Source organism: Cupriavidus sp., from assembly GCF_057315035.1.
This window is the reverse complement of sequence record NZ_DBHKYV010000020.1, coordinates 95,380-108,906: the sequence shown is the minus strand read 5'-3', so window position 1 is coordinate 108,906 and position 13,527 is coordinate 95,380. Positions and strand designations below refer to the sequence as shown.

Here is a 13,527-nt window from a genome sequence, read left to right as displayed (position 1 = left end):
CGCGCCGGCCCTACGCAATCCCCACGAGAACCACGGCAGCATCATGAGGAGAAAGAAATGAAGTCGATGTCCAAGGCAGGTATGGCCACGCTCGGCGCATTTGCGACCATCCTGCAAACGGCTGGTGTCCACGCTCAGAGTTCAGTCACCCTGTATGGCGTGCTGTCTACGGGTATTGCCTATGTCAGCAACGAAGGCGGTCATGGTGCGACCAAGCTTGTCTCGGGCACGATGCAGAACAGCCGATGGGGCTTGCGCGGCACGGAGGACCTCGGTGGTGGCACGCGCGCCGTCTTCGCGCTCGAGAATGGCTTTGCCATCGATGACGGCAAGTTCCAGCAGGGCGGGCGGATGTTTGGACGCCAGGCCTATGTGGGACTGGGTAGCGATACGCTGGGGACGCTGACCCTGGGCCGCCAGTACGACGCAATCTATGACACGCTGGACGTGATGTCCGCGCCCGTCGCGGCAAGTGGGATGGCGGCTCACATTGGCGACAACGACGGCGTCTTCGGCAGCTTTCGGCACAACAACGCAATTAAGTATGTCAGCCCAAACTGGGGCGGGCTGCGGGCCCAGGCTTCCTATGCGCTGTCGGACAGCAGCGCTGGTGCAAACAACCGCTCTTTCAGCTTTGGCGCGACCTACGACCGCGCGGCCCTGCGTCTCGCGGCCGCGTACATGCAACTGGACCGTCCGGGCCTGCTCGCCAGCGGCAACGCAAATGGCGCAGTGACAGACGACTATGCCGGCGCGCCGTTCGTGCTGTTCCATGTCAGCCCGATAAATCCCGCGGCCGGTGTTTCCCGCCATCGCGTGGCCGGATTTGCCGCAGGCTATGGGGCCAATGCATGGCGCGCGAACGCCATGGTCACGCAGTCCCGATATGAGTACCAGGATGGTACGGGCCTGCGCCTGACCAACTACGACGTCAACGCTACCTACAACCTCACGCCGTCGCTGGTGCTCGGTGCGGCCTATGTATTCTCGGACGGTTCGTATAGCGGCATCAATAGCAATCCCAAATGGCACATGGGGCAACTGAGCCTGGACTACTTCCTGTCCAAGCGCACCGATGTCTACCTCTATGGCGTCTACCAGAAGGCTGCATCGGCTCAGGCTGACATTTACCTGTTCGCGCCATCATCGAGCAACAGGCAAACCGTACTGGTCGCCGGCATCCGGCACAAATTCTGATCACGCGGTCGGCGAGCGACCCATCGCATTTCCCACTACACAGACAAGGAGACAGCCATGTCCGAACTCGACATTCATCAACTGCTTGAACGGGTGAACAGCCGTCAGGTGGCACCCGCTGACGAACGCGTACGCGCGATCACTGCCCGCATTGTCGGGGACCTGTTCCAGACGATCGACGAATTTGATGTGAACCCAGACGAATTCTGGGCCGCCGTCAAGTGGCTCACCCGGTTGGGCCAAGCTGACATGTTTGGCCTCATTACAGCCGGCCTCGGTTTCGACCGGCTGCTCGATGTCCGCGAGGACGAGGCAGACCGTGCGGCCGAGCGCATGCAGGGCACGCCGCGCGCAATCGAAGGCCCCCTCTATGTCGCCGGTGCGCCACTGCATCGGCGCGAGGTGAAGCTCGATGAGGGCAACGAAGGGACGGGCCAGCCGCTGGTGATGGAAGGCCGTGTGCTCGACGTAGCGGGAAATCCTGTCGCGAACGCGCTGGTCGACGTCTGGCATTGCAACGACCTCGGCCACTATTCCCATTTCGACCCGGACCAACCGGACTACAACCTGCGCCGATGCATCGAGACGGACGCAAATGGCGCTTACCGTTTCCGCAGCTTCCTTCCTCCGGGCTATGCCATTCCTCCGAACAGTCCCGTCTCGGAACTGTTTGCACTGCTCGGCCGCCATGGAAACCGTCCGGCTCACATCCATTTTCTCGTCTCAGGTGCCGGCAAGCGCGCGCTCACAACGCAGATCAACATCCCAGGTGATACGTTCCTGGACGACGATTTCGCATTCGCTACCCGCGACGGCTTGATCGTTGAATTGGAACCAGTAAGTAGCGCGACGGGCTACGAGTCACTTGGCGTAGAAGGGCCGTTCACACGTGTTCGCTTTGATTTTCGCTTGCAGGATGCCCTGAGCGAGGATGAGATCGCGCCTATGAGTCGCTACGATAAAGCGGCTTGACTTCGGCCGCTCAGCGCTCGCGCTGAGCGATGCCACACCGTTTGACGTGTGGTGGCTCGCCAGGTTCAGGTCGCCCCAGTTTGCGGGGCGGTCTCTGGAAAAAAATTGGGAAATCAAATCCGCAACGCGATTGCATATGGTCAGCGCAGCTGGCTCGTGAGCAGGGCAGGCGTCGTCGCACTGCCTTGAGTCGCCAGCGGCTGATTGCATGCCGCGGCCGGTGCATCGTTTGCCCGGGTCCAGTACCGGACAGTGACCGGTTCGGAGCGGCGAACGGTTGCCGTGTGTCTACTCGACGTCTGACGAGGATACGGCTCGCCGCGACGGCGTCGTCCTCATTCGCTAGCAGATCAGCAAGACTGGCGAATCCAGGCGGTTTTCATGACCGCCTCCACTCGAAAATGGCACTGTCAGAGCTGCACCGTGACATTGTTTCATGCGTTCAGGCGGGTCTCGATTAGTGCGACCCAGGCATCGTACTGAGACCATTGGCAATGGCTTGATAGAGCCGTCGTCCGCAACCCCATTGCGGCGCTGTCAAACGCGCTAAGCCCGACTGACTTGCCCTCCGCGCACGTCGCGTTCCTCCAGTTTCGCCAACGGTGGTCAGATCTTCATAGGGCGCTCGCGCTTTTCACGGCGTTACCGCGTACCAGTCTAGCGCTCTCTGCGAGCCCATTGCTGCTCCCATACGCAAAGCTCCGCCATAGTCCAGCATCGATCATCCTCTTTATCCCACGACAGTGAAAGTAGTTTGTGCGTATCACGCGTCGCCCGAGAAGGTACCCGCACGCGAGATTGTAGGAAGCCACATACGTTTCGTTACCGGGCAACGCGACCACCAGGGGCGACTAAAGAGGCTTAGGATGAGCGCCAGGGCCGGCGATTGTTAAGGGTGTCGCCGTTCACCATAGGTCGCCGCCCTGCATAGGGATGTGAGGCAGCTCAACAGTCGTGTTGGCGTACACTTTTGGTTGCCATGAGTTTTGCCATCCATTACAGATCTCCTCAATATGAAGCTGCATCAGCTGCGTGCTTTAGTCGCGATTGCCGATAGCGGAAGCATTCGGAATGCCGCCCGCAACAACGACTACTCTCCCGCTGCAATCACCAAAGCGGTGCGCGAGCTGGAGGAGGAGGTGGGGGTCACTTTGATCATCCGCGAAACCACGGGCATCACGTTGACGCAGGCGGGCCAGGTTCTGCTCGAGCACGCGCGCTTTACGCTGGGTGCGATGTCACGTGCCCGCGAGGACATGGAGGCATTCGCGAGTCAACGCAAGCGAATTCTCAAACTTGCAGTGCCATCTTGGTTTGGGATGACCTTGTTGGTCGACATCATGGCTCGTTTTCAGGACGCGATGCCTGAAACCCAGCTCGAGCTATTCGAAAGCTTCCCATCTCTCACCTTGCCCAAGCTTCGTGACGGGACCTTGGATCTGTCGATCGGCAGGTCGTATGCCCAAACGCCCATCGAGCTCAGTCAACTGCCGCTATTCTCCATCGGCTATGCCGTGGTAGCCCGCATCGGGCACCCGCTGGCCGCCTGTCGCACGTTGGACGAGCTCTCGAGTGCCAGCTGGATTCTCAGTCGTAGTTATGAGGGCGAGGATGGCCCATATCAAGCCGCCTTTCAGGAGTACTGCGAGCGTTACGCGCCCCGAATTCATATTACGCATTCGAGCGCGGTCGCCACGAGTCTGATCGCCAGGACGGATCTGCTCAGCCTGATGCCATGGCCAATGGCCGAGTTGCTGATCGCCAGAGATGGATTGTGTGTACTGCCAATCCGCGATGCGCTCGCTGAGGCGGAAATCATGATCACCCATCGGCGCGGTATTCCCCTAAGCGCCCCGGCGAAATGCTTTATCGAATCAACGATGTCAGTCATCCGGGAGTCGCAGAATTCGACGGATCCCGAGAAGAAGCGGTTCTTCCACACCGTGGAAGTACTGCTCAAGGACAGCGAGAACTCTCGGGGCGGCCGCTAAACCCGCATCCTGCCATACCTGGATTGCCGCTCCCTGTTCGGGTGCGGGATCCACAGTAAGACGGCACCAGCCCTGTGCGCTGTTTCCCGATGTTCAAGGGGGAGCATGGTGCGCTTCAATTTTCCAGCAGAAAGGCATGCACATTCTATAGCGTTTGGCAACCCGCCAAGCGCCAGCATCGCCCTGCGTGCCTACCTCCGGTGCCACCCTACGTTGACGTTCATAAAAACGAAGAACACTATTTATTACGTGATGACGACAGTGTCATCACTCGTTTAACACGGAGAAAGATGGTGCCCCAGGAGTCAATCAGCGCCGGAGCGGCGATCAGCAAAGAGGCGAAGCGCTCGTCTCGAGGAAGCATTATTGCGGTTGTGGCCGGCAATGCCCTCGAGTTCTACGACTTCACTGTCTACGCATTCTTTGCAGTGTTTATCGGCAAGGCGTTCTTTCCATCTTTCTCGCCGGCAAGTCAGCTCATTGCGTCGGTTGCCGTTTTCGGTGTCGGCTTTGTTGCGCGGCCAATCGGCGGAATCCTTATCGGCGCCTATGCGGATCGCGCAGGCCGAAAGTCGGCACTGACACTTACGATCGGGCTGATGGCGTTGGGGACAGCGATCATCGCATTCACGCCAACATACCAATCGATCGGCCTCGCCGCGCCGGTCCTGATCGTGGTTGGCCGCCTCCTCCAAGGGTTCTCGGCTGGCGGCGAAACCGGCCCCGCCACGACGTACCTGCTCGAGATGGCATCGGAGGGCCGCCGGGGATTCTTTACGAGCTGGCAGATGGCGACACAAGGCATTGCTGCGCTGTTGGGCGGTCTCGTGGGCTACATCGTGTCTTCAGTGTTGTCGGAAAGTGCGCTCGCCGCGTGGGGATGGCGCATACCGTTCATCCTCGGACTTCTGATTGCGCCCGTTGGCCTGTACATCCGTAACAAGCTCCACGAGACGCTGGATACGGAGAGTGCAGTCAAGACCACCGGTGAACTCGTCAGCACCATCGTCCGAGGCCATCTTCCGGACCTACTTATTGCCTGCTGTGTGCTGATCGGGCCAACGGTGACTGTCTATATCGTGGGGCACTACATGACCTCGTATGGCATTCGCGTGTTGCACCTGCCCACGTCGACATCGATGCTTGTGGGGCTGATCACAGGCGCGGTCGGTCTCGTGACTTCATTGTTCGCCGGTCATCTCTATGACCGCTTCCCTGGGTCCAAACTGATTGTCCTTCCGCAATTCATTTCGGTGATGGCGGTCGTGCCCATCTTTTCCTGGGTGCTCGAACATGGAACCGGCAGTGTGTTTCTGAGCATGATCGCGGTACTGACATTCTTCCGCGTGTTGATGACGCCGTTTCATCTCTGCTTCATCCCGGAAATCTTTCCGAAGGCGGTGCGTAGCACCTGTGTATCGATCTGCTACAGCCTGCCCACGACGATCTTTGGTGGCAGTGCCCAGCTTGTCGTTGCCTGGCTTGCGAGCGTGTCGCCAAATCCGATGATGCCTGCCTGGTATCTCATTGGGACCAACATCGTCTCGCTGGTCGCGGTGCTCTGGCTCTATTCGCGCCGGCATCGGCAGAGCATCGGCTGCGCCAGTGCATTGGACCAGCAAGCCCAAGCCTAAAAAGACATCAAAAGGTAACTTGACGGAATGGACTTCACAGCAGATTTACAGGTAATCGACCAGGTGATCGCTGCGCGAATCGAGGCCTATCGCCCGCTTTGTTCGCATTTGAGCGATCGACTCTGGGACTTTGCGGAAACGGCATATGCCGAGCATGATTCCGTCGAGCTCCAGATCCGTGAGCTCGAAGCCCAGGGCTTTCGGGTGACGCGGAATGTGGCGGAAATTCCGACAGCCTTTGTCGCCGAAGCTGGCAGCGACGGGCCGGTGATCGGCTTCCTCGGCGAATACGATGCCTTGCCGCATCTTAGCCAGGAAGCGGACGCCACGGCGCGAGCGCCGCGTGTCGCCGCAGGTAGCGGACATGGTTGCGGGCACAATCTTCTCGGCGGCGCTACGCTCATGTCTGCACTGGCAGTAAGGGACTGGCTGCAAAGCACCGGACGCGCTGGACGAGTGCGGTATTACGGTTGCCCGGCAGAGGAGGGGGGCGCGGGGAAGGTCTTCATGACACGGGCCGGCGCCTTCGACGAACTTGACGCTGCCCTGACGTGGCACCCCGCGAGCATTCTTGCCATCGACGCCATGGCCACGCTTGCGACCGTACACGCCCGTTTCACATTCACGGGCGTGGCCGCGCACGCTGCCGCCGCACCGCATCTTGGGCGCAGCGCCCTGGACGCAGTGACTTTGATGAGCGTAGCGGCCAACTATCTGAGGGAACATATCCCAAGTGATGCTCGACTGCACTATGCCATTCACGATACCGGCGGGTCAGCACCTAACGTGGTGCAGGCGCGAGCTGAGGTGGTTTATCAGGTTCGCGCTCCGGAACTAGCCGTCGTGCAGTCCATCATGCAGCGTCTGCGCAAGATCGCGGAAGGCGCTGGCATGATGACCGATACGACGATGACATATCGCGTAGAGCGAGCAATGTCCAATATGCGGCCAAACGGTGTCCTCTCAGATCTGATGTACGAACGGATGCAGGCGCTCGGGCCGACACCCTTCGATGAGATCGACCGAGCCTTTGCTGCGCGTATGCAGGCGGTTATTTCCGGCGAGGAAGCGAAAGCAAGCCTTGAGATCTTTGGCGCGCAGCGGCTCTCGGGTGTGTTGCATGAGGGCGTGCTACCAGTGGACGTGATGCCCGCGGTGCTCAGCGCCTCCACCGACGTGGGGGATGTGAGTTGGGTCGTGCCAACCGCACGGTGTCTCGGGGCGTGCTTCGCACTTGGGACGCCCTTCCACTCCTGGCAACTGGTCGCGCAGGGAAAAGCGTCTGTCGCCCACAAGGGTATGACCCACACGGCAAAGGTCATGGCATCGACCGCCGCCGCGCTGTTCGCCGATCCGCAAATTCTTGCCCAGGCACAGGAGGAACTCCGCCAGACATCCGCTGGGCATGCCTACCGTTGCCCAATTCCAGATGATGTCAATCCGCCCATTATCCCTCGCGCCACCCGCGTACGTAGCACGCTGCGGGGTGCATTCCCGAGCCAGTATGCAGGAGCGAACGAGTGAGCGCAGAACTTCAAGAGCATACCAAGCTTGTCGAGGACATGATCGATGCCAAGTGCCAGCCCTATATCAAGCTGGCCGACCGCATATGGGACCTCGCGGAGACGCGCTGGCAGGAGTTTCAGTCGGTTGAGGCCCAGATTGCGCTGCTTGAAAGCGAAGGGTTTCGTATTACCCGCAATCTTGGCGGCCTACCCACTGCTTTCATGGCGGAAGCCGGAGACAGGGGACCCATCGCTGGGTTCCTCGGTGAGTACGATGCCTTGTCCAACATGAGTCAGCAGTCTGGCGCCATCGAGCCGCATCGGCTATGCGATGGGGGCAATGGCCACGCCTGTGGTCATCACCTGCTGGGCGTTGGCGCGATGCTGGCTGCCGTTGCTGCCCGAGATGGCATCGTCAAGCATGGACAGCCGGGCATCGTTCGCTACTATGGTTGCCCGGCGGAAGAGGGTGGTGCCGGGAAGGCCTTCATGGCGCGGGAAGGCGTGTTCAACGATCTGGATTTCGCGCTGACATGGCACCCTGGACCCTTCTCCGGCATTTTCAAGTACAAGTCGCTCGCTGTGATACAGGCAGCGTTTCGTTTCTCCGGCGTTGCATCACATGCCGCGGCATCGCCGCACCTTGGGCGTAGTGCGCTAGATGCTGCCGAGCTGATGAGCGTCGGCGTGAACTTCCTGCGCGAACACATGCCGCAGGAGGCGCGGGTGCACTATGCGATCACGGATGCAGGGGGCAAGGCGCCCAATGTCGTACAGGAAAAGGCCGAAGTACTCTACGTTGTGCGCGCCCCGGATATCGTAGACGCGCGTGAACTGTTCGAACGCGTGCAGCGGATTGCGACAGCCGCCGCGCTAATGACGGAAACATCCGTCACGATGGAGTTCGATCGGGCCTGCTCGAATGTCGTACGCAACGGTGTGATCGAGGGTTTGATGATGCGCAATCTCGATGCGCTAGGTAGCCCGCCATTCGACGAAGCCGACCACGCTTTTGCTGCGGGTCTGGACGCCAGTATAAGTGATGGGGACTTGCGCGAATGCATCGCTTCCTATAACGGACCCGAAGACGCTCGCGGCCTGAGCTTGACCCCGCTTCCGCTAGCGGACCAGCCTGGCACGTTGACCGGCTCCAGCGATGTCGGTGATGTCAGCTGGATTGTACCGACGACGCAGTACCTCGGTGCTTGCTACGCCGTGGGAACCAATATGCATACGTGGCAACTGGTTGCCCAGGGGAAGTTGCCTGCAGCGCATAAGGGCATGCTCCACGCGTCGAAGGTTCTCGCTGCTACCGCACTGGATCTGTTCAGTAACCCTGAACGTATTGCCGAAGCCAGGGCAGAACTCCGATCGCGCACCGGCGGACAGGGCTACTCCAGCCCGATCCCGTCCGAAATCCTCGCGGCGCCACTACGTAGCCGCCAGGCAAGCTAGCATCGTTGATCTTAACCATTAGCAATATGACATTCTCGTATTTCATTATCGCGGCGAATCCAACCGAGCCGTCGCTCCAACTTGATACCGGGCAGATCTCGGCACTCACGGGTGCGATTCGTGTGACGCCGGGACTGGTTCGTGCGGAACTTCATACGCCGGCCGGTGTAGAGACGTACCATCGTGATGGCGCAAGTCCCATGGTGTTCTTGAGGCTGGAGTTCGCTGCCCTACAGGAGCTCGAGGCCACGATTAGCCAGGGCGGGTATTTATATCAATTGTTCAGCGAGGCGGACTGGTTCGGTCAAACAGGCACTCATGTCGTGCACCAGGTGATGCTGACTCGCCCGTTCCTTCCGTTGGAAAGCCAAAACCCGGGCACCGATCTTTGCAGCTACCTGGTTCACTATCCGGGCGCCGCGGCGAATCTGAACGACTGGCTTGGCCATTACCTGCGGCACCATCCACAAATCATGATGGAGTATCCGGCCGTATGTCAAATCAACGTCTTCACGCGCGTAGATTGGTATGACGATATGCCATGGGAGCGGGTCGACCATATGCAGCGAAACATGCTGTCGTTCCCATCATCCGACGCTTTACAGGCGGCTCTTAACTCGCCTGTGAGAGGCAAGATGCGCGCGGATTCGGAATCCTTCCCGGCATTCAGTGGTGGTGCCATCCACTATCCGATGCGGACCAGGATCTTCACGCCGTAAATCGCGGCCGCCCTCTTTCGAACGGCGGCAAAACTTCACCCTGCCTGAATGAGCCCGGCCTTGCTTCGCAAGGCCGCAGGCGGAACTCGTCCACAAAAAAATAAGGTCGTTGGAGAAATCATGCTTTCCGTGAATCAGGTCACACGTTTTGCAGTTAGTTCGTTGCTTGTGTCGTCCTCCATGTGCTACGCAGAAGAGCCATTCCAGATCATGGCGCCAGACACGCTGGCAGGAAGAAGCGGTCTCATACTATATGGTGTGGCAGATGCAGGTCTCCAGTATTCCAGAGCAGGCAGCAATCGACTGCTTCAAACAGAAAGCGGCGCGGGTGCAACGTCGCGGTTCGGATTCTTGGGCGTCGAGCAGTTGGGTAACGGCTTATCGGTTCGCTTCAATCTCGAGAGTGCGCTCAAACTGAAGAACGGCACGGCCGGCAGCACGACTATGCAGGGGGACCAGAGCCTGTTCAGCCGGGAAGCCAACATTTCCCTGGTGTCTACGCAGTGGGGCCGTATCAGAGCTGGCCGTCAGTACCCGACCGAGCTCTCAACCAATATTGATCCCTTCTATGGTGTTGGTGCGTTCTCACCGCTCGCCTCGCTGGTGGCGCTGAGTTCAGATCTTGGTAAGGGCGCGACAATTGGCGACTCTCGAATCAGCGATGCGATCTCTTTTACGACGCCAATCATCGCTGGCTTCCAAGTGGAATACCTCTATGCCCCGCGAGGCGTGACAACACCCGGATATCCGAAGGCTAGCTTCCAGGGGGCGCAAGTCGAATACACGAATGGGCCCCTTTACCTCGGCGCCTTTTATGACGTTATCAAAACCGACCCGACAGCCGATCTGAGTTCTTTTAAGAACCGGTGGCTCGGCGCTGGCGGGATGTACACGTTCGGTAATCGTGTGAACCTGACCTACGAGTACAACATGACCAACCCGGACAAGGCAGGTTACCTGGTTGCCAACAGCCATATGATCGGGCTCAGCGTACCGAATGGTCGCGACTGGATCAAATTTTCGGCAGTCTATCGTACTGTTGCAGGTCAAGCAGACCGCGACTCCCTCGCCATCGGGGTTGGCTACGACTACAACATGTCGAAGACGACTGCGTTGTATGGTCGGGTCGGATATGTGTGGAATCAGAAGAAAGCCATTGCTTCACTGGCGAGTGTTGCGCTTAGCCAGGCCGGTGACGATGTCAGTGTCGTGGCAATGGGGGTTCGTATGCGCTTCTGACGGGGGTCCCGCTCCGCGCCAAGAAGCGCGTCACGCTTTCGCGAGCCATCGATCATCGGCCGATGGCGCGGACTTTCCATCGGTGGTTAAAAAATCGAACTGGTTCGGACTCATCTGGCCTTTACGTACCCTTGACGCCGAGTGAGGGAATAGCTTAGGGCACAAAGCGATTCACTGCCGAATCATAGTACGACCCCTCGTAGTAGCTTTCCGGGCCGCTCAGCCGTCTGGCAGGCTCCGCCCATCTCTCGCGTAGCCTGAGTACTTCTGTAACCCCCTTTAAGTCGATTCGCGCCTTGCGCTGGAATCCGGACTGTGCGTCCAGCAGATGTACGTACGCCGCCTCTGACATATCGGTTCCCGCCTCCGGCACATGCTTTCGGTAGATCCGCAACGCCTCTCCTTTGTTGGCAGGATCGTAGAGCCACTCAACGCTCTCGATGTAAGCCTCAATGTAGCCTATCAACTGTGCGCGGTGCTCTTGAGCCCAGGATTTGCGAACAGCTGCCACCAGGCCTTGATATGCTCCCAAAGATCCGGCTGCCATTCCCAGCACGTGGTACCCAGCGGCTTGTGCTTGCAGATCGAAAGGAGAAATCAGCAATGTCGCAGCTTGCTTTTTGTCCATCAATGTCTGATATCTCTGCAAGACACCGCCAACCCGTTCCACGCCAAAGTCGGGTTCCGACAAGCCACCGCGCTTCAACAGTTCAAAAAGGACATAGGCATATCCGGTATTTCGGGCATCGACAGACACCTGCCTTCCACGTAAATCAGCGATGCGGTTGACCTCCGGCACGGATACGAGCGACAGGAAGCCGTGATCCCCGCCCATAACCGCGACCAGGTCATCGCCGGAGAGTGGAACTTCACCTTGCCCCTCCCGGTAGGCAATCACATTGTCAATGGCGGTCATCGCAATATGGGAGCGCCCGTCGGCGAGCCTTGTCATCTGCTCAACGGAGTTCGGCGTGGGATTGACCGCCACAGCGATATCGCGCCGCGCAAAGTTGCCTTTGTCTTGAGCCACCCAGATTGGCCAGTTAAAGCCGCCGGGAAACACCGATAGCTCCAATTTTTCCTGGATCGGCTCAGACCACGCAATGCCACTTTGCAATAGCAATGCCACTGCCGCGCATTTGATGAATTGCACTTCTTGTCTCCTGTCGTTCTTATCACCGGTACGACTAATCCATCAATCGATACCTGGCATCGAGCGGGAATCGCCCGGCACCGGTGTGACCGTGTTCTGGCTGGCCAGCGGGGTTTTTCCAGTCAGCTGCTCTGTCCTTCAGAGTCGGCATTTTGTGCAAGGAGTATCGTACCTAGTCAATAGAAGGCGTTGATTCTGAAGAATAAGCAGAATTGATAGCCACGACATGGGCTCGCCATACTAGGATGGATGATTGTGGCAAGGTTGCGCTTCTAGATACTGACCGGTATGCGAACCGCCACTGAGACGCCCACGTCGGCTTCCTTTCTCCAGTTCCTACGCCGGGCAGGTGAACGACTGCGCGATGTGTTTAGGAGGAACGCCCATAGAGTCTTGGCACTCTGTTCAGTGGATTGCCCACTGAAGCAAGCGATGGGCGCTTGGGATGACTTGATCTGGCACGATCTATTGACCCAGGCGGTGGCCCAGGCAGCGGCGCACATACGCCGATCGAGTGCTGGCAGGCTAAGAGTCACTAGCCGGTTGAATGACGCTTCTCCGCGTGGCCGGACGGCGTCGCGCCGGCTACTTACCTAACTCGGTTATACACGACGCCACCCCTGTGGGTTCCCGGAATGCGTCCTGGCGCCCAGGGGAGACGAGCAGGTTCGCTGGATCAGATTGCGAAACCACACATTGGCCGGATCTTTATGGTATCGATCATGCCAGTACACACAAATCGGTGAGTCTTCGATCGGATACGGACTTGGGCGTAAGGTCAGTGCATAGTTGTGAGAGGCTGCGCGAGCAATTGTCTCTGGAGCGATCCAGACGAGGTCGCTCTGCGAGACGATGTGTGCTGCCGACATGAACTGCGGTAGCCGAACTTTGATGCGTGCCCTGGCGCCTGCATCGATCAAGGCCCGCTCGAAGATCAGCCTCTCACTTCCCTCGTATTCAACAAGCGCGAAGTTAAGGGATCGGATCACTCTGTCAGAGAGCTCTTGATGCGCTGCGGGATGGTCGCGTCTCATCACAAGGACATGGTCCTGGCGAAAAAGCGGAGCAAAGTGGAGGTCTGTCTTAAGTGCTGGGAGATAGCCTAGGGCAACATCGATACGACCTCGCGCAAGACCTGACATCGTGTCCTCGTGTGAGCTAAACGTACCGCGCAATATTATGTGCGGCGCCTCTGTGGCCATGCCCGCAAGAATACTTGGGAAGCAGACAATCTCGCCCACGTCTCGGGTCCGGATTGTAAACGTCCGGTGCGCAGTACCGGGGTCAAACACATCGGGTTGGATGAGCGTTCGCCTGACCGCAGCCAGGGCGTCCAGCAGGGCTGGCGCGATGGAAACAGCAAGTGGCGTTGGCTCCATGGTCCGGCCAACCGCAGAGAAGAGCTTGTCTTTGTACTGCTCACGAAGTCGTCGTAGCGCATTGCTCACCGCTGCCTGAGTCACCCCAAGTGCTTCGGCAGCGATGGAGACGGAGCGGTGCTGCCACATCGCTTCGAAGACAAGCAGCAAATTTAGATCCTTTAGCACCTAACACTCTCCGTGATACGGCGGTATTTCGCCAACTGCATCGACGCTCCAGGCAACCGCTTACATACTAGCTTCACGCGGCGCGGCGTTGCTACTGCTCACCAGACCGCCAGCC

General features: G+C 58.8%; 10 protein-coding genes. 8 read left to right on the top strand and 2 right to left on the bottom strand.

The window, feature by feature from the left end; all coding sequences use genetic code 11:
• Positions 1–57: 57 nt before the first annotated feature.
• The 8 genes from ACO550_RS22635 (at position 58) to ACO550_RS22600 (ending at position 10,712) form a co-directional block, all read left to right on the top strand.
• A complete protein-coding gene (locus tag ACO550_RS22635) occupies positions 58–1,197 on the top strand; it encodes a porin (protein ID WP_315594134.1) in 1,140 nt (379 codons plus the stop codon).
• A gap of 57 nt (positions 1,198–1,254) precedes the next feature.
• Positions 1,255–2,169, top strand: a complete 915-nt coding sequence (locus tag ACO550_RS22630) for a dioxygenase family protein (RefSeq protein ID WP_315594135.1) — start codon at positions 1,255–1,257, stop codon at positions 2,167–2,169.
• A 1,013-nt stretch (positions 2,170–3,182) separates the two neighbouring features.
• A complete protein-coding gene (locus tag ACO550_RS22625; RefSeq protein WP_315594136.1) occupies positions 3,183–4,160 on the top strand; it encodes a LysR substrate-binding domain-containing protein in 978 nt (325 codons plus the stop codon).
• A gap of 290 nt (positions 4,161–4,450) precedes the next feature.
• A complete protein-coding gene (locus tag ACO550_RS22620) occupies positions 4,451–5,794 on the top strand; it encodes an MFS transporter (protein WP_315594137.1) in 1,344 nt (447 codons plus the stop codon).
• A 27-nt stretch (positions 5,795–5,821) separates the two neighbouring features.
• A complete protein-coding gene (locus ACO550_RS22615; protein ID WP_315594138.1) occupies positions 5,822–7,318 on the top strand; it encodes an amidohydrolase in 1,497 nt (498 codons plus the stop codon).
• 38 nt (positions 7,319–7,356) lie between these two features.
• Positions 7,357–8,754, top strand: coding sequence for a M20 family metallopeptidase (locus ACO550_RS22610; RefSeq protein ID WP_315594235.1), 1,398 nt, complete (start codon positions 7,357–7,359; stop codon positions 8,752–8,754).
• 26 nt (positions 8,755–8,780) lie between these two features.
• Positions 8,781–9,473 (top strand): ethyl tert-butyl ether degradation protein EthD, encoded by a 693-nt coding sequence (locus ACO550_RS22605; RefSeq protein ID WP_315594139.1) that lies wholly within the window; start codon positions 8,781–8,783, stop codon positions 9,471–9,473.
• 60 nt (positions 9,474–9,533) lie between these two features.
• Positions 9,534–10,712: a porin gene (locus ACO550_RS22600; RefSeq protein ID WP_315594140.1), complete on the top strand. Its 1,179-nt coding sequence runs from the start codon at positions 9,534–9,536 to the stop codon at positions 10,710–10,712.
• A gap of 154 nt (positions 10,713–10,866) precedes the next feature.
• On the opposite strand, the gene ACO550_RS22595 is transcribed toward ACO550_RS22600, so the two are convergent.
• Both ACO550_RS22595 and ACO550_RS22590 read right to left on the bottom strand, forming a co-directional pair.
• Positions 10,867–11,865: an ABC transporter substrate-binding protein gene (locus ACO550_RS22595; protein ID WP_315594141.1), complete on the bottom strand. Its 999-nt coding sequence runs from the start codon at positions 11,863–11,865 to the stop codon at positions 10,867–10,869.
• Between the two features lie 602 nt (positions 11,866–12,467).
• Positions 12,468–13,412 (bottom strand): LysR family transcriptional regulator, encoded by a 945-nt coding sequence (locus tag ACO550_RS22590; RefSeq protein WP_315594142.1) that lies wholly within the window; start codon positions 13,410–13,412, stop codon positions 12,468–12,470.
• Positions 13,413–13,527 lie beyond the last annotated feature (115 nt).

What these genes read in the sequence shown, in the direction of transcription:
- ACO550_RS22620 (WP_315594137.1), top strand. Translation starts at nt 4,451, where the DNA reads ATGGTGCCCCAGGAGTCAATCAGCGCCGGAGCGGCGATCAGCAAAGAG.
- ACO550_RS22615 (WP_315594138.1), top strand. Translation starts at nt 5,822, where the DNA reads ATGGACTTCACAGCAGATTTACAGGTAATCGACCAGGTGATCGCTGCG.
- ACO550_RS22630 (WP_315594135.1), top strand. Translation starts at nt 1,255, where the DNA reads ATGTCCGAACTCGACATTCATCAACTGCTTGAACGGGTGAACAGCCGT.
- ACO550_RS22625 (WP_315594136.1), top strand. Translation starts at nt 3,183, where the DNA reads ATGAAGCTGCATCAGCTGCGTGCTTTAGTCGCGATTGCCGATAGCGGA.
- ACO550_RS22610 (WP_315594235.1), top strand. Translation starts at nt 7,357, where the DNA reads ATGATCGATGCCAAGTGCCAGCCCTATATCAAGCTGGCCGACCGCATA.
- ACO550_RS22635 (WP_315594134.1), top strand. Translation starts at nt 58, where the DNA reads ATGAAGTCGATGTCCAAGGCAGGTATGGCCACGCTCGGCGCATTTGCG.
- ACO550_RS22605 (WP_315594139.1), top strand. Translation starts at nt 8,781, where the DNA reads ATGACATTCTCGTATTTCATTATCGCGGCGAATCCAACCGAGCCGTCG.